The sequence below is a fragment of the Okeania sp. genome (assembly GCF_035285525.1).
Lineage (GTDB): Bacteria > Cyanobacteriota > Cyanobacteriia > Cyanobacteriales > Microcoleaceae > Trichodesmium.
In genome coordinates this window covers 19,968-36,889 of sequence record NZ_JAYKGW010000019.1, presented here as the reverse complement: position 1 = coordinate 36,889, position 16,922 = coordinate 19,968, and the positions used below count along the sequence as shown (strand labels likewise).

The 16,922-nt window shown below is 33.9% G+C and carries 19 protein-coding genes; 13 read left to right on the top strand and 6 right to left on the bottom strand.

What is annotated here, in order from left to right:
• The first annotated feature begins 221 nt into the window (after positions 1 to 221).
• From VKJ25_RS24430 to VKJ25_RS02150, 10 genes are all read left to right on the top strand, one after another.
• A complete protein-coding gene (locus VKJ25_RS24430) occupies positions 222 to 374 on the top strand; it encodes a zinc ribbon domain-containing protein (protein WP_375340295.1) in 153 nt (50 codons plus the stop codon).
• A gap of 118 nt (positions 375 to 492) precedes the next feature.
• Complete coding sequence (locus VKJ25_RS02190; protein ID WP_324234988.1) at positions 493 to 1,020, top strand: DUF2808 domain-containing protein; 528 nt, start codon at positions 493 to 495, stop codon at positions 1,018 to 1,020.
• Positions 1,021 to 1,133: 113 nt separating this feature from the next.
• A complete protein-coding gene (gene rpmH / locus VKJ25_RS02185) occupies positions 1,134 to 1,274 on the top strand; it encodes a 50S ribosomal protein L34 (RefSeq protein WP_324234987.1) in 141 nt (46 codons plus the stop codon).
• Positions 1,275 to 1,316: 42 nt separating this feature from the next.
• Positions 1,317 to 1,706: a ribonuclease P protein component gene (rnpA, locus tag VKJ25_RS02180; RefSeq protein ID WP_324234986.1), complete on the top strand. Its 390-nt coding sequence runs from the start codon at positions 1,317 to 1,319 to the stop codon at positions 1,704 to 1,706.
• Positions 1,678 to 2,067, top strand: a complete 390-nt coding sequence (locus VKJ25_RS02175) for a PH domain-containing protein (protein WP_324234985.1) — start codon at positions 1,678 to 1,680, stop codon at positions 2,065 to 2,067. The genes rnpA and VKJ25_RS02175 overlap by 29 nt, the downstream gene beginning before the upstream one ends.
• 184 nt (positions 2,068 to 2,251) lie before the next feature.
• A complete protein-coding gene (yidC, locus tag VKJ25_RS02170) occupies positions 2,252 to 3,400 on the top strand; it encodes a membrane protein insertase YidC (RefSeq protein WP_324234984.1) in 1,149 nt (382 codons plus the stop codon).
• Complete coding sequence (locus VKJ25_RS02165) at positions 3,400 to 3,903, top strand: Jag family protein (RefSeq protein WP_324234983.1); 504 nt, start codon at positions 3,400 to 3,402, stop codon at positions 3,901 to 3,903. The genes yidC and VKJ25_RS02165 overlap by 1 nt, the downstream gene beginning before the upstream one ends.
• Positions 3,904 to 4,217: 314 nt before the next feature.
• The gene (locus VKJ25_RS02160; RefSeq protein ID WP_324234982.1) at positions 4,218 to 4,727 is read left to right on the top strand and encodes a YceD family protein; all 510 of its coding nucleotides are present in this window, start codon (positions 4,218 to 4,220) and stop codon (positions 4,725 to 4,727) included.
• Positions 4,728 to 5,162: 435 nt separating this feature from the next.
• A complete protein-coding gene (locus tag VKJ25_RS02155) occupies positions 5,163 to 6,662 on the top strand; it encodes an AAA family ATPase (protein WP_324234981.1) in 1,500 nt (499 codons plus the stop codon).
• 328 nt (positions 6,663 to 6,990) lie between these two features.
• A complete protein-coding gene (locus VKJ25_RS02150; RefSeq protein WP_324234980.1) occupies positions 6,991 to 7,425 on the top strand; it encodes an SH3 domain-containing protein in 435 nt (144 codons plus the stop codon).
• A gap of 272 nt (positions 7,426 to 7,697) precedes the next feature.
• Here VKJ25_RS02150 and VKJ25_RS02145 read toward each other — a convergent pair whose 3' ends face one another.
• Complete coding sequence (locus VKJ25_RS02145; protein WP_324234979.1) at positions 7,698 to 8,018, bottom strand: PqqD family protein; 321 nt, start codon at positions 8,016 to 8,018, stop codon at positions 7,698 to 7,700.
• Between the two features lie 111 nt (positions 8,019 to 8,129).
• Between VKJ25_RS02145 and ispF the strand changes: the two genes are divergently transcribed.
• Positions 8,130 to 8,615 carry a 2-C-methyl-D-erythritol 2,4-cyclodiphosphate synthase gene (gene ispF, locus VKJ25_RS02140; protein WP_324234978.1) on the top strand — a complete coding sequence of 162 codons (486 nt, stop codon included), beginning with the start codon at positions 8,130 to 8,132 and terminating at the stop codon, positions 8,613 to 8,615.
• A gap of 356 nt (positions 8,616 to 8,971) precedes the next feature.
• Complete coding sequence (locus tag VKJ25_RS02135; protein ID WP_324234977.1) at positions 8,972 to 9,973, top strand: pentapeptide repeat-containing protein; 1,002 nt, start codon at positions 8,972 to 8,974, stop codon at positions 9,971 to 9,973.
• Between the two features lie 981 nt (positions 9,974 to 10,954).
• Here VKJ25_RS02135 and VKJ25_RS02130 read toward each other — a convergent pair.
• From VKJ25_RS02130 to VKJ25_RS02115, 4 genes are all read right to left on the bottom strand, one after another.
• Positions 10,955 to 11,266 (bottom strand): DUF2442 domain-containing protein, encoded by a 312-nt coding sequence (locus VKJ25_RS02130; RefSeq protein ID WP_324234976.1) that lies wholly within the window; start codon positions 11,264 to 11,266, stop codon positions 10,955 to 10,957.
• A gap of 233 nt (positions 11,267 to 11,499) precedes the next feature.
• Positions 11,500 to 11,742 carry a DUF4926 domain-containing protein gene (locus VKJ25_RS02125; RefSeq protein ID WP_324234975.1) on the bottom strand — a complete coding sequence of 81 codons (243 nt, stop codon included), beginning with the start codon at positions 11,740 to 11,742 and terminating at the stop codon, positions 11,500 to 11,502.
• 8 nt (positions 11,743 to 11,750) lie between these two features.
• Entirely contained in the window at positions 11,751 to 11,906 is a 156-nt protein-coding gene (locus tag VKJ25_RS02120) for a DUF6883 domain-containing protein (protein ID WP_324234989.1), read from the bottom strand.
• 171 nt (positions 11,907 to 12,077) lie between these two features.
• On the bottom strand, positions 12,078 to 12,599 hold the full coding sequence (locus VKJ25_RS02115; RefSeq protein ID WP_324234974.1) for a caspase family protein: 522 nt from the start codon (positions 12,597 to 12,599) through the stop codon (positions 12,078 to 12,080).
• Between the two features lie 1,131 nt (positions 12,600 to 13,730).
• Here VKJ25_RS02115 and VKJ25_RS02110 point away from each other — a divergent pair.
• The gene (locus tag VKJ25_RS02110) at positions 13,731 to 15,506 is read left to right on the top strand and encodes an ABC transporter substrate-binding protein (protein ID WP_324234973.1); all 1,776 of its coding nucleotides are present in this window, start codon (positions 13,731 to 13,733) and stop codon (positions 15,504 to 15,506) included.
• A gap of 632 nt (positions 15,507 to 16,138) precedes the next feature.
• Here the strand turns inward: VKJ25_RS02110 and VKJ25_RS02105 are convergent.
• Complete coding sequence (locus tag VKJ25_RS02105; RefSeq protein ID WP_375340294.1) at positions 16,139 to 16,504, bottom strand: Uma2 family endonuclease; 366 nt, start codon at positions 16,502 to 16,504, stop codon at positions 16,139 to 16,141.
• Positions 16,505 to 16,922 lie beyond the last annotated feature (418 nt).

Below are 16,922 nucleotides of genomic sequence, written 5' to 3'. Positions count from 1 at the left end.
CCTACCGACCACACAATTTTAGGTATGCGCTCGCTATATTTTAATTTACCCAACCGTGATCGCCATTTTTACCTAACAGAGAGTAGCCTTTTTGTCAACTTATTTATTTAATTGATGACACGCCCTAAGCTGAAATTGTTACTTTTGACTTTCTTGAAATTTTTAACTTTTGAATTTTGACTTTTAATTTTTGAATTTTTAATTTCCGACAATTCTTACTTTTGAATTTTGACTTCCTTTGGCTGTATTTAAAAAATCTTGATAAAGTTTTAGAAAGAACCCATTCTTGTCCACATTGCGACATAGCAATAGACCGCGACTTAAACGCGACAATAAATATTAAAAATAGGGCGACGAGGCCCAAACATCCTTAAAGCTCGTGGAGTCCGATGCTTTCTTCAGGACTACGAAACGAGAATCCCGCACCAACTTTAAGGTATGGTGTGGGAGTATGTCACTGTAAATACTACTTCAATACTGAGAGAAAAATTTATGAAACGTATACTTTCTACTTTACTGGTTAGTAGTTACTTATTAACAGGGTTTTCAATGGCAACTTTCGCTCAAGGAATGCCAGGATTTACATTATTCGGTGGGCCAGAACGGAGAAATCAGTTAAACTTCCGTTTAGATTCTGGTAAATCTGGGGTTTGGGATCGTTATCGACTGCGAATACCAGCTAACAAATTAAATTTAGCTATTTCTCAATTATCAATTTCTTATCCTGACTACTATAAGGGTACATTTGATCCTGACGAGATAGAAATTCGTGTAGGGGGAGGAAGTTCCGAAAAACCAGAATCAATACCCATAGATCAAGTAGTATGGGACAAAGAAAATCATTTTATAGAAATTTACCCTGCTGAACCAATTCCTGCTGGTAATAAAATCGAAGTAGTTCTCCACAATGTAAAAAATCCTAGATTTGGAGGAATGTATCACTTTAATGCCAATATCAGAACTCCTGGTGATGTACCTTTACTACGTTATGTTGGCACATGGCTTTTGAGCATAGAGTAGATATTTTAGCTGAGAATAGAGGATAAATTCATCAAAGCTAAGTTTATTATGATATATATGCTATAATTAGAGATTGTGATTTTTAATTTTTATTGAATTAGTGGTGAAGAAAAATGACTCAGCGGACATTGCGTGGTACCAGTAGAAAAAGAAAAAGAGTATCTGGTTTTAGAACCAGGATGCGTACAAGAAATGGCCGAGCCGTAATTAAAGCCCGTCGGCAAAAAGGCCGTGAACGTCTGGCAGTTTACTAAAGATTATTTTCGTAATTTAGACAATTTTGAAGAAATCTCACAATGTTGCCTACAGAAAACAGGCTTCGTCATAATAAGGACTTTAGTGCTGTATATCAGAAAGGTATTCGCAAAAATACTTCTTATTTGGCCTTGAGGGCTTTGCGCCATCAGCAGAAGCCCAACTCACCTCTACCCCACCAACAAACTCGCATAGGTATTTCTATCAGCAAAAAGGTGAGCAAAGGAGCAGTAATCCGAAATCGAATTAAACGCCAAATAAGAGCAGCTTTGCGCCAAATGTTGCCATCCATATCAAAAGGGTGGGACATAGTAATTGTGGTTAAACCACCAGCCCAACAGTGCAATTATGGCGAATTTCTGCAACAATTAGAAAAGTTATTGGCACAAGCGGAGATATTAAATGGGTATTCAAGAAGAAACCTTCTATGATGGTGGTCCCCACATAGGAGATTTAATTTTTAATTTATTAATTGGCCTCACAATTATTGGCCTACCTCTAGCTGTGGCTGCTATTGTTAGGGCCTTATGGCTCAGATATCGGATTACTAATCGCCGAGTTTCAGTTATAGGGGGCTGGATGGGACAAGATCGTACAGATGTTGTTTACTCAGAAATTGTCAGGGTGGCAAAAGTCCCTAGAGGACTTGGAGCTTGGGGCGATTTAGCAATTACCTTGAGAAATGGTACTCTCCTAGAAATGAGGGCAATACCAAGATTTAGAGAAATTGAAGCTTACATAATCGAAAAAATAGAAGCAAAAGTTAAAAAAGCTGATACTGCTACTAATTAATAATTATTTAACCATTGTTGACCAAATAAATCATTCGATCGGTTACTATGAATATCAATCTAGATAAGAATACTGATAAAGTTAGATTTACAAGTAGTTAACTAGATGTTGGAATTAGTAGTAATAAATAATTTCCAATAGTTAAGATAAGAAACATCACCAGCCCCAAGATAGACATAAGATAATGGATTTTGGTATAGGATTTATTTCCAACAACATAATGCTGCCGATTCTAGATTTTTTCTATGGAATCGTGCCAAGCTATGGTCTAGCAATTGTAGCTTTAACTCTTGTAATTCGAGCAAGTCTTTACCCATTAAATGCTGGGTCGATTCGGAATATGCGTAAGATGAAAATTACGCAACCTTTAATGAAACAAAGACAGGAGGAGATTCAAAAACGTTATAAAGATGATCCACAGAAACAGCAGGAAGAAATGGCTAAACTGATGAAGGAGTTTAATCCATTAGCCGGATGTTTGCCACTTCTGTTTCAAATGCCCATACTTTTTGCCTTATTTGCAACATTGCGTGGTTCACCTTTTACTAATATAAACTATACTGTAGATTTACAAATATTTCCTCAAGAACAGTTAGAAAGAATTCAACCACAAGCTTACATAACTTCACCTCAAAATATATTTGTTAGTGATGGTGTTCACTACCCAATTTTAGCTTTAATGCCTAGTGGAAATAAGTTAATTGTTGGAGATAAAACTAAGGTTGAGTTTCAAACAGAAGAGGGTAAATCTTTAGCAACTTTGACAGAGGAATATAATCAATTTGAAATTCAGCCGACATGGACCATTACTAAAGGTTCTGAAAGAGTTCAAATAGACCAAGATGGAAATTTAGTAGCTTTAGAACCAGGTGAAGCTACAATTCAAGGTACAATTCCAGGAATTGCAGCAAATAAGGGATTTCTATTTATTCAAGCCCTGGGTCGTGTCGGTGCATTTGATGAGAATGGGAATATTCACTGGGATATTTTAATCATGGTGATTGGTTTTGGAATTAGTATATATGCTAGTCAAGCCATATCAGGTAAAGGTCCAGGGGCTAACAATGCTAATCCCAATCAAGACTCTATAAATAAAATTACTCCTATTCTATTTTCTGGAATATTTTTGTTTACTCCCCTTCCAGCAGGGGTGCTACTTTATATGCTAGTAGCTAACATATTTCAAACTATTCAGGCATATATTTTATCTAAAGAACCATTACCTGAAGAACTTCAGAAATTAGTAGAAGAGTCACAACCAAAAACAGCAAAAACAGGAAAGGGAAGAGAAGCACTACCCTTTGAACCAGGACGTTCTAAGAAGAAAGCTTAATGGTATTAATGAATGATAGTTACATAGAGCAAAATCAAGGACCAGATGAAGGACAGCAATGGCTAGAGAAATTGCTAAATTTAGCAAAAATTCCGGCTAAAGTCATGGCTGAACAACAAGGGGATTCCTATTGGTTGACAATAGATGAAACTAACCTGACCCCAGAACAAGTTTCTATTTTAGTAGGGGTTGATGGTAAAGTAATTGATGCGATTCAATACCTGACTAATACTATTCTGAATCTAAATAATAATTCAGAAGAACCTTTGCTATACACTATAGAGATAGGAGGTTATCGCGCTCGTCGCCAAGAAGAATTATTATTAATGGCTGAGTATGCAGCTAAAAAAGTACGTTTAACTGGTCAGGATTATGAGTTAACATCTCTATCTTCTACGGAACGTCGTCAAATACATACGATGCTACAAGATTGTGAAGATTTAGAAACTTATAGTCATGGACAGGAACCAGACCGTCGTTTAGTAGTAAAAATTAAAAACTAATAATAAGTAAGCATTCAGCTATCAGCTATCAGCTATCAGCTATTAAGATTAAATTCACCTTTGACGATATTGAATTATACCAATACTATTGGATTTGATATTATTTATTAAATTTATCCTCTAAAGCTAATAGCTCAAAACTGACGGCTGAATGCGAGGGCATTCCGGAGGAAATGCTGAGAATAATAAATAGGAAAAATGGGGAGAAAGGTATGATTTATAGAGATTAAAATCATTAATTTAGGTAGGGTAAATACAGAATTCTTTGTGTATAATTCTGAATTTTTGGTAAGGAATAAGTGAGGTGAAAGAAGATGGAATTAATATCTATTCCTAGTCTGTTGAAAAAAAACGATCAGATAGAATTAATTAAGTTTGAAGAGTTTATATCAGACTTGGAAACACTAACTCCAGTAAGGGGTTATTTACAGGTAACTCACCACGGAAATTATTTGGAAGTTAAAGCTAAATCAGAAACAATTATTACCCTCACTTGTGATAGATGTTTGAAACAGTATAACTATAAATTGGTGATTCGTCCAAAGGAATTAATTTGGTTAGATGAAGTTACAACCGAAAAAGATTTATTTCATATAGAGGTGGAAAATTCTGTGGAAGATTTAATGGAATCTTTACACCCGAATGGAGATTTTAATCCTAGAGAATGGATATATGAACAAGTTTGTTTAGCAGTTCCTCCCAGAAAGTTATGTGATAAAAATTGCCAAGGTATAAAATTATCTGAGATGGATACTTCATCATCTGTTTTAGATAGTCGATGGTCTGCTTTAGAGGCAATAAAAAAGCAATTGAATAATAGTTAAGATTTTTAGGAAAAAGCAAGAAAGGAAAAAGTTTTTTTATCAATAATTATACGGACATAATATTTTGTAGTATTGTAGAAAGAACAAAAAAATATTTTCTGAACTCCTAACAAAATAAAAAGGAAGGCAGATGAAAAAAAAGGTGAGAAGGAAAAAAGTTTTCTTAATAACTAATTATACGAATCAGGAATGATTTGTGAGAGAAAACTGTAGGGGTTTGGTCTCCAAATCTGGGTTTTTTTTGGTTTGGAGACCAACACCCCGCATTTATAAAATCTTACAACCTATTTAGGATTTTTATATCTACACATGATATTAGTTAGTATTGTAGAAAAAAGGAAATTTTTTTCCTGAACTTCTAATAAACTAATGAAGAAAATCAGATGGAAAAAAAAGTAAGAAGGGAGAAAGTTTTTTTTATACTGAAAAAATATTATGAATTTTCAAGCAGAATTTGAACTACTATTACGTTCGCGATACTCAATAATTTATATCCAGACAAGGGAAGAAGAACGAGTAGAAAATGCTATTACTGAATCAGCTAAAAAACAAGGTAATAGAGCAGTATATATTTGGGATTTTGTGGAAGGATATCAAAATAATCCTAATGATAAAGGTTTTGGCAAAAGAAATCCTCTTCAAGGTTTAGAACTTATAGAAAAGCTGCCGGAATCAGCACCCGCTATTTTTATATTGCGTGATTTTCAAAGGTTTTTGGAAGATATTTCTATTTCGAGAAAGCTAAGAAATTTGGCAAAAAAGTTAAAATCTCAACCGAAAAATATTGTTATTTTAGCTCCGGAAATATATGTGCCAGATGACTTAACAGAGGTTATTACCATCATAGAATTTCCTTTACCAAATAGTCAAGAAATTGCTCAAGAAGTAGAACGTCTTTTAGTGGCAATGGGTCAAAATTTAGAGAAACGTTTATTAGATGAAGTAGTTAGGGCAGCTCAAGGATTATCTATTGAAAGAATTAGAAGAGTTTTGGCTAAGGCGATCGCTACCCACGGAGAATTACAGATTAATGATGTTGATTTAATTTTAGAGGAAAAACGACAAACTATTCGGCAGACTCAAATATTAGATTTTTATCCTGCTCGTGAAAATATTTCCGATATTGGAGGTTTGGATAATTTGAAAGATTGGTTATTGCGACGGGGAGGAGGATTTTCTGCACGAGCTAGACAATATGGTTTGCCCCATCCCAGAGGTTTACTTTTAGTAGGAATCCAGGGTACAGGAAAATCTCTTACCGCTAAGGCGATCGCTCATCATTGGCATTTACCTTTATTACGTTTGGATGTAGGCCGTTTATTTGGAGGTTTGGTGGGAGAGTCGGAGTCTCGTACCCGACAAATGATTTCTATTGCGGAAGCTTTGGCCCCTTGTGTTTTGTGGATTGATGAAATAGATAAAGGTTTTGCCGGGTTTAAAAGTCAAGGGGATGCGGGGACTACGAGTCGGGTTTTTGGTACTTTTATTACTTGGTTAGCTGAAAAAATATCTCCTGTGTTTGTGGTAGCTACTGCTAATAATATTGAATCTTTACCACCGGAGATATTGCGAAAAGGTAGGTTTGATGAAATATTTTTTGTAGGTTTACCTAACCAGGAAGAGAGAAAGGCTATTTTTGAAGTACATTTATCTAGGTTAAGACCTCATAATATTAGGAATTATAATACAGATAGATTAGCTTATGAAACTCCTGATTTTTCTGGTGCGGAAATAGAACAATCTTTAATAGAAGCTATGCACATTGGGTTTAGTCAAAATCGTGAGTTTACTAATGAGGATATTTTGGAATCTGCTAGTCAAATTATTCCTTTAGCGAGAACTGCAGAAGCACAAATTAAGTTTTTACAAGACTGGGCAGCATTAGGTAAAGCACGTCTTGCTTCCAGATATGATAATTTTAAAAATAAGTTATAGCAAGTAAGTAAGGCTGGATGATTAAATCTAAAAATATTTATAGATAAAGATTTCAGTCTTTTTAGGGTATGATTTATCGGGAAGCGTAAAAGTGCAACTTTTTAGCTTGCTTAGGTTCAGACATCTTACCATTTTAGGTTGACTAGGACAGAAAAATTAAGAAACTATTTTTTCAACTATTTCCTCTGTAACTCCCCTAATACGGACGTTCGCATTTTTGTTATGCAACGTCCCTACGACTCCCTACTCCCTACCTCCACAAATAGTTGTACTATATTTTAGATGCCAAATTATTTTTATTTTAACTTTTGAAAAAAACTGAAAAGTTATGAATTTTTATGGATTCTTCAAATTTTTAGTAGGGTTTATTTTAGCAATACTTTTATTAGCTGGAGCTAGCGCAGCAGCAGTTCTCTATTTTGCAGCTAAACTAACAAAAATGCCTGAAAGACCAATTTTCCAGAATGATAAACCTATAGTCCAAAAAGCTAGTACGTCTCCTAAACCAACTCCAACTAACAATACAAAATCAAAAAAGCAATTAGATCCTGGGACTTATAGAGCAACTGTGGTAGAACCTATTGGTTTGATTCTCCGCGACACTCCTAGTAAAAATGCTAATCGGATAGGAGGTGTTTCTTATCAAGAAAAAGTTATAGTTTTGGAGGAAAGTTCTGATAAGAAATGGCAAAAAGTTCGGGTAGATGATGATAGTAATCGTACAGGGTGGGTGTCAGGAGGTAATACTGAAAAGTTGAATTAGATTTATCAATGCGTTTACTAATCTGGGGTTGATGGGGCTATTAAATATTAAAGTAATGATAGAATTATCAACATATAATATAACCAGATTTTATATATAGCAATTACTAAGCTGGTTCAGGAATTATCGCTCTTCCTAAATTTAACTTCTGACGAAAAAATCAAGTTTCCTACCCTTGAATAAAAGGGCATAAAAAAAATCAACTTTATTATTTCAATACAGATGTGTCAGCGGTTGGTACTGATAACTGATAACTAATAACTGAAATGACTTCAAGAATCTGTATCTTCATCATAAAAACTACCTTTCTGGTCAATAATTTTCACAATTCCATCATTTACTAAATCTTCAATATATTCTAACAAATCATTTCTCAACACTTCTGGATCGACTTGTTCAAATTCTAAAATATCCTCATAAGCTTCTTGAATAGACTCAGCTCCTATTAAAGCAAACAACATTTGAGCAGCTACATCATCTAACAGAAAATCTTCACCTTTATTTTCAGCATTAACAACAAAAATTCCTCCCTCATCTTCTGCTAGAAAAAAGTTATCAGTGAATGCTACTTTTTGAGTGAATGAAATGTTCACAACTTACCTCTAATACTAATAAAATTAATTCCCAAAAACGCTGCTTTTACATAGCAGGATATACTATACAATAGTTAAACAATTATTTTCTATTAAATAATAATTAAGAATATGAACCTTCGCATAGGTAATGGCTACGATATTCACAAATTGGGGCTAGAAAGACCATTGATTCTGGGAGGAATCAAAATTGACCATGAAATGGGACTGATTGGCCATAGCGATGCAGATGTTTTGACCCATGCTATTATGGATGCCATGTTAGGCGCTCTCAGTTTGGGTGATATTGGCCATTATTTTCCTCCGAGCGATCCCAAATGGGCTGGAGCTGATAGTATAGATTTGTTGAACCGTGTCAATCATTTAGTTCATGCTGCTTGCTGGAAAATTAGTAATATTGACTCAGTAGTAGTGGCAGAACGTCCTAAACTCAAACCACATATAGAGAAGATGCGATCGCGCCTTGCTACTACTTTAGAACTAGAGGAAAATCAAGTTAGTATTAAAGCTACTACAAATGAAAAATTAGGTCCTGTCGGTAGAGAAGAAGGTATTGCTGCTTATGCAGTGGTTTTGCTACAGAAATATGAAGGTTAGTAACTTTTAGCTGTTGATATTTGACAGCGGATTCTAAGTATTATGAAGTACAAATTTTTTGATATCAGGACTTACGCAGGTGAACTGAAAAAAACAGTTTTATTTGCGTAAGTCCTAATTTTTGTTAACAGAAAATATTAACAAAGCTGTGGTTAAGCTAAGAAAAGTATTAGTGCGGTGTTTTTTTGATATTTTGAGTTTTAATAATTTATAGAGGTAAATTTTAATTTAGCTAATTTCAGGAGAGTCAATTTATTTAACCGAAGCTAATTTCCATTGTCAGTTTCTCAGGTAGAGCAGGGTCGGGAGGATGTTAATAGTCACAAATCACTTCAACTAATAAGGATGCGAACAATATGAAAGAGAATGAATTATTAAAACTATATCTCAAAGGAGAAAGAGATTTTCGGGGTTATAATCTCAAATCTGCTAATTTAATTGGCGCTAAACTTATTTCTGCTAATTTATCTGGTGCTAATCTGATGGATGCTTCCTTAGCGAGAGCGCACCTGAAGCGTTGTTTTCTTGTCAGCGCTAACTTAAACGGAGCTTTTTTATATGGTACAGATTTAACTTTTGTCAAGCTCAAGGAAAGTCAACTCATAGAAGCAGATTTGACTAAAGCTAATCTTCAAGGTGCTCAACTTCCAAAAGCAGATTTAAGTGGAGCTAAACTCAGTGGTGCCATACTTACTTCAGTAAGTCTATTTCGAGCTAATTTACCAAAAGTTAATTTGTGTGGTTCGAATCTCAATGGCATTAACTTCCGTTGCGCTAACTTAGAAGGAGCAAACTTAAATTGGGCTAACCTTAGTGGAGCAAGGTTAAGTGGAGCTAATCTTCAGGGCGCACAATTAACTGGAATCAAACTTAGTGGTGCTTATTTGAATGGTTTGCAGTTAGAGAGAATTGATTTCAGTAATATGAATCTTAGTGAAGTTAAGTTGAGCGGTGCTAGTTTGCAAGGTGCTAACTTAAGTGGAAGTGATCTCAGTTTTGCTTTTTTACGTCGGACAAAATTAGGTGAAGCAAACCTGAAAAAAGCAGATTTGCATCATGGTAATCTCATCGGTAGTCAATTTCACGAAGCTAACTTAATGAAGACTAACTTAAGTGAAACGGATTTGCGGAATGCTGATTTAAGTGGAGCAAATATGAATTTAGCCAATCTCACTGGAGCAGATTTGAGTGGTGCTAATTTGCAAGGAGCGTATTTATGGGGTGCAAATTTAGATGGTGTTAATTTGCGGGGGGCGGATTTGCGGGGTGCTAGTTTGCGAGATGCGAAGATGGTAGGGGTTGATTTACAGGATGCCATTCTGACTGGTGCAACTATGCCGGATGGGAAGGTTTATTAGGTAAAAAACCTAACCCCCCAGCCCCCTTCCCTGCAAGGGAAGGGGGGGAAGATTGCTCTTTTAAAAGTTCAATATCCCTGCATAAAATTTACCCATTTGTCATTGCGAGGGGAGGTAGAAAAAGTTGTTTGAATGTTCTCTCAAGTATGCCTCTGAAGCAATCTTGCTAACTAAAGTTTACTGGAATAAACTCTCTCTATATTATCATTTATAATATATATCAAGAAAGAGATTGGTTCGGCTCACTTAATACTTTTATTTAAAGCTTAACTTGTTGATAACCACTTCGCAATGACAATATCTGTTTACTCTAATTAATCTAAAATGAGTTACATAATTCCTAATAATAAAAAATCAGCATTTCGTAGGTTGGGTTGAGTCACGAAACCCAACACATATTTGATATTAATAAATTCACATTTTTGTTGGGTGACATAATTACTAATAATAAAAAATCAGCATTTCGTAGGTTGGGTTGAGTCACGAAACCCAACACATATTTGATATTAATAAATTCACATTTTTGTTGGGTGACATAATTCCTAATAATAAAAAATAAGTATTTCGTAGGTTGGGTTAAGGAAGGAAACCCAACACATATTTTATGTTAGTAAATTTACATTTTTGTTGGGTTACATAATTACTAATAATAAAAAATCAGCATTTCGTAGGTTGGGTTGAGTCACGAAACCCAACACATATTTGATATTAATAAATTTACATTTTTGTTGGGTGACATAATTCCTAATAATAAAAAATAAGTATTTCGTAGGTTGGGTTGAGTCACGAAACCCAACACATATTTTATGTTAATAAATTCACATTTTTGTTGGGTTGCGCTGTCGCTTAACCCAACCTACTTTTGGTTAAGTAAATTCGTTGGTATAATTCCAGCATTATAATAAACTTTCAACCTCTTGCTGATAACTGATAACTGAAAAGCTTTTTGTAGATATTTTTGAATCATTAATTAATTTCTCCTTATTTATTTTTTTTTAAAAGGTTTAATAGTTTGATATTTTGTTGTTCTAGAGACAATTTAGGAATTGGTTCATTGGCGATAATAGAATACAAAACATCTGGATCTAAATCTGCACCATTTTCCCAATAAATTGTTCCCCATTCTGGATTGAGTTTGACGGTTTTAAAAGAATTTATGTCTTGTAATTTAGCAAATATTCCGGTAAATTCTATTAGCTTACTAATATCTACAATTCCGTTTTTACCATCTTCAAATTTAAGATAAAGTAGATAGTTTTCTTGATGGTTAACTGCAATAATATCTTTGAACATATAGTGTTATAGCAATTTCGGAAGCCCGTGAGGTACAAAATTTTATTTAGTAATTTTAGTAACACAACCTTCCGTGGTTGTTACAGCAAACAAAGGCTGAACTGCAGTAGGTCTTAAGTTTACCTCACCATCCTCATGCATTGGTATAAATCTCCCCTGGAGTTAAGAAAAAGTCTTCCTTTCAAAGGAAGATTTAGGGGGATTATAAATTTAGTTCATAACTATGAGAGTTGCTATATTTCCACTAAGGAACGAACAGATAAAATTTCATCTTGTTTCAAAGGTTCAACAGCAGAGATAGGTACGATAATTAGATTAATAGATTCTCCTACGGCATTAAATACTTCTAATATATAACCATTTTCTCCTCCTTCTGGGTGAGGTACTGTATCAATTAACATGGCAATATCGCCTTTTTTAAGGTTATATTCTGGGAAGTCTTTGGTTAGAGAAATACGTTGGTATAATTCAAGCATTGGTAGTTTTATCTTTTAAGTGGTATTAGAGTAATAAATTGAGTTTGATTATCTGCTTTTCGTTGTAACCAGATGGTAATAACTGCTAAATTTCTGTTATTAACCCGAGTTATTATACCTTCTACTCTGTAAAATGTACCGTATTTATTAGTTCTATCTACTATTGCTTCTGTAGTAAAAACTAATTGCAGAATACTGTTTTTTTAGTTGTTCGGAATTTTCAGGAGTAAAACCTGGTTGTAAAATCAATTTTGATTTGTCATCTTGTTATTGATATACTAATAAGTATTTAGTCAGTTTTTCATCAGGAATAATTACAGGTTGGGGTAGTTTCATTAAACTTTAAATCTATTACTGATGACTGATACTATGGGTGGAATAGTTAGAGATTCTGGCGGAATGTCTATTTTTTTATCTCCTTTAACATTCATTCCTTTAGTAAATGTGCTACTATAACAACAGTCAAGAATAACAACTAGACGCTCGGAAAGACTATTGTTAATTTCACTTTGTAGAAAACTAGCAGCTACAGCAGTCGGCCTAATAATATCCCGTTCACTTTTGTCAGTTATAGGAGTAGCTAACAATAGATTACTTTCTCTACTTAAAACTCCATGACCAGAAAAATAAAGCAATAAAACATCATCCTGATTCCGGTCAGCAAACAATTCATAAATTGCCAGTTCTATCTCTTGGCGGTGAGAGTTTTGTAACACCTTCGTTTCATCAAAGTCTCCCATTTGAGAATTATCTAAAACTTCCTTCATTGCCTCAACATCTTTCAGGGTACTAGGCAAATTTTTAAAAGAGTCTGAGAAGTATTCACTAATTCCAATTAATAAAGCTATTTTTTTCATCAAAAAATCTCCTTGACTAACTTTTTTATTGTTGATTAGTAATTTTTTCTATTGTTGCTTTAACTCTCTCATATTTCTCATTCAACTCTTCAACATTACGACCTTCGATCTCAACTTCTACCTCTCGATCATTACTTTTAATTTTGATTTTTATTTGAATAGATTTACCATAGAGGCGATCGCCTAAATATTTAATTAAACCTTTGAGATTTTCAACATTAACTTCTGCCGTGAGAATACCTACTAAAAAGCACCGACACTGATAGCTCCAGGTTCAACGGTTTCTATTGGCATTAAATCTGCATTTTTCACTCCATCAAATCCTTGAATTTATGACAAAATAGTTCGGGTATCTGTTTGAAGTTATTCATCTTTTAATTGTGGATCGGATAGGGAAATTATGAGTTGAATATTTTCTAATGACATAATGTTTAATTGTTAGTTTTTAGGAATAAAATTACTGAGTTTAAAGGAGGATAAATTATGTAGTTTTTAGCTACCTGAAAGACCTCTCCCCCAACCCCTCTCCTGCAAGGAGAGGGGAGAAAGATATTCTCCCCCTTACCTTATCTGCCCTTTCAAAGGGGGGTTAGGGGGGATAGAAGCGGGTTGGGGGGTTAGGTTTTTTAGACGAAGTGAAATAAATCTATAGTTCAGAAAGATTATACTTTAAATTAGTTTTTTAAGCAAAAATTGTAAACTATAGGGTTTTAGTCTCCAAACCCCAAGAAAAATAAGAGTAGGTTGGGTTGTTCCCCTTAGGGTTGCGTAGCATGGAACGCAGCTCGCTTCTTCGCAGGAGTAACCCAATCATAGTAAATTTTGGTTGGGTTTCACTCTGTTCTACCCAACCTACTAAACTAAAATTTCCCTGAAGAGATTGCTTCGGCTAAGTTAATACTTTCCTTCAAAGCGTAACTTATTTCTGACCGCCTCGCAATGACAATATCAATGTTATTATATTTATTTGTCATTAGTAAATTTTGGTTGGGTTTCACTCTGTTCTACCCAACCTACTAGACTAAGTTTAAATCAACCCATCCTAATGCAGAAAACTAACTTTTTTATCTACTCAAATAAAAAGTACTGTAATTAGGTATCATCTAAATTGTAGAGATATATCAACTGAAAATGATTCAACTTAATATCCAACAAAAATATTATCGTAAATTAATAACTTTATGCACAGTTATTTTCATATTTTTCCTCACTGCTTGTAAACCAGCACCATCAAATTTTCAATCTCGAATAGTAGTTTCTACTCCAAGCGATACTTCTACTTTTAACTACCCATTAAATCAGTCCGCATATAGTGTTTTTAGTTATATTTATGAGGGTTTAATTATTGAAAATGGCATTACAGGAGAATTAGAACCAGCATTAGCTGAATCTTGGGAAGTTTCTGATGACGGACAGAAAGTAGTTATTACTTTACAAGAAGATTTGAAGTGGTCAGATGGAGAACCTTTAACTGCTGATGATGTGGTATTTTCCTATAACGAAATCTATCTGAATGATAAAATTCCTAGCAGCTCTAAAGATATTTTGAGAATTGGTAAAAGTGGTGCTTTACCAACAGTAAAAAAAATAGATAATCTCCGTATAGAATTTTCTACACCTGAATCTTTTGCTCCTTTTGTCAGATATGCTGGAGGATTATATATTTTACCTGCTCATGTTTTAAAAGATTCTGTTCGTACTACTAATTCTGAAGGAGAATTAAATTTTCTGACAAAATGGGGAACTGATACTCCAGTCGCAGAAATTGTTGGTAATGGTATGTATCGGGTTAAAAGTTATGCTCCAAATCAACGAATTATTTTAGAGAAAAATCCTTTTTATTGGCGCAAGGATGATGAGGGAAATAATCTACCTTTTATTGAAAATATTGTTTGGCAAGTAATCGAAAATACAGATAATCAACTGTTAAATTTTCGTTCTGGAGAATTAGATACAATTCAAGTTACAGCAGAAATGTATCCTCTTTTGAAACGAGAAGAAAAACGAGGCAAATATACTATTTATAATGGTGGTCCGACATCTACTTCTAGCTTTATTTGTTTTAATCTAAATCAGGCGAAAAATTCTCAAGGAAAACCATTAGTAGACCCGATTAAATCTCGATGGTTTAATAATAAAGCTTTTCGACAAGCGATCGCTTATGGAATTAATAGAGAGGCAATGACTAATAATATATACCGTGGATTAGGTGCGCCTCAATATTCTCCAATTCCTGTGACCAGTCCTTTTTATTTATCTCCTGAAGAGGGTTTAAAAGTTTATAATTATGACCCGGAAAAATCTCAAGAACTTTTGCTGGGAGCTGGTTTTAAATATAATCAAAATGGTGATTTATTAGATAGTGAAGATCAAAAAGTAGAATTTACTTTACTAACAAGTGCGGGTAGAAAAGTTAGAGAACAAATAGCCACCCAAATTAATCAAGATTTGGGAAAACTAGGTATGAAAGTAAATATGCAATTTTTGAGTTTTAATACTTATGTACAAAAGCTGACTTTATCGAAAGATTGGGAGGCTTATTTAGGAGGTTTTACAGGAGGAAGTATTGAACCTCATGGTGGTTATAATATTTGGGCTGTAGATGGTAGATTACATACTTTTAATCAAGGACCTGAAGCGGGGGGAGAAAAAATAGAAGGCTGGAAAGTAAATGATTGGGAACAAGAAATAGACGATCTTTATGTTCAAGCATCTCAAGTTTTAGATGATGAGAAGCGAAAAGAATTTTATGGTCAAGCTCAACAAGTTATTGCTGAAGAATTACCTTTTATTTATATGATAAATCCTCTAGAATTTGATGCTATTCGCGACCGGATTAAAGGAATTAATTATAGTGAGTTAGGAGGAGGTTTCTGGAATCTATATGAGTTGAAAATTTCTGAATAATTTTCAGGAAAACATTTTTTTTTAAACTTGATTTTTGCCAATAAAATTTAACTATACTTCTCTTAATTTTGAAAATACAAGCCCTGGTAGAAGGAAGTTAAAACTAACAAATATTCCTACAGTTCTTGATTTTATTAATGATTGGGATTCTATAGATTAATACTGTCATAGTTTTGGAGAAATGGTGTTATTATTGTTGGGTTTCCGACTTCAACCCAACCTACACTTATGACACTATTTGTAAGGGAATGAAAGAAAATAATTATAGTGAGTTAGGATGAGGCTTATGGAATCTATATGAGTTGAAAATTTCTGAATAATTTATATAGCAATCCTATTTTATTTGTCTATAAAATCACGACAATAAACGCGGTTTCTTAGTTGCTTTGCGTAAGTCTTGATATATAGCAGTATGAAATGATTTGTGAGAAAAAACTGTAGGGGTTTGGTCTCCTTTCCCCAAGTGTAAAGGGATTTGGAAACCAAACCCCTACACTCAAATCTTACAGCCTATTTAGGGTTGAAAAAGTCTGGTAGTAACGGCAGGAAGTTGCATACAACGTCCCTACAGAGTCAAGAGAAACAGACTGAAAAGGCAAGCAAAATCAACAAACTTATTAATTACCAAATTCTCAAATTTGTTCTCTTACCCAATTACGAAATATTTTCATGGTTTGATTTCTACCTATAATTTTACAGCGATCGCAATATTCGGGAATAATTTCAATTAAGGGTAAATCAGGAAAATGCAGACTAAATTTTGACTCTATATATTTGGTATTTTCTAATATATACATTTCCAACTTTCTTCCCTCAAATCGCCAAAGTTCTCTAACTCCTAAACTGGCATAAATATTAGTATGAGTCCGGGAAGTTACGTCTATTTCTATGGCTAAATCTGGAGGGGTATCGACAGTTAAATCTAAACATTCTTTCCCACGAACTTTAGCTTCATTTTCTATATAAAAACAATTATCAGGTTCTATTCCTTTTGCCATTTGCTGATTTTTGAAAGTTGTGGAACCTAAAGTTAAAAATTCTCTATCTAGTTCTTATAAAAGTGCTTTTAGTAAGTCGCTAATAAGTTCTTTACTAAGTTCATGTTTTGGTAAGGGAGCCATAATTTCTAAAGTATTATTTGCATAAGCTATTCGAGAAGAACGATTTTCTCCTAAGTCGGTGAGAATTTCTTCAAATTCTTGCCAACTTACATCTTTTAATAATACTTTTTGTCCGGGGGGTACGGTTATTTTTTTAGTTCGAGTAACATTTTTTTCTTTTAGATAGTAGGGAATAAGTAAAAAATATTTCTCCTATTTTACCACATTATATCAAGGTGTATTAATTAAGCATAGAACGATATAGATAACTTTGTCATTTTTAGATGACTTAAGCTATTAGCCAAGGATTTTAATC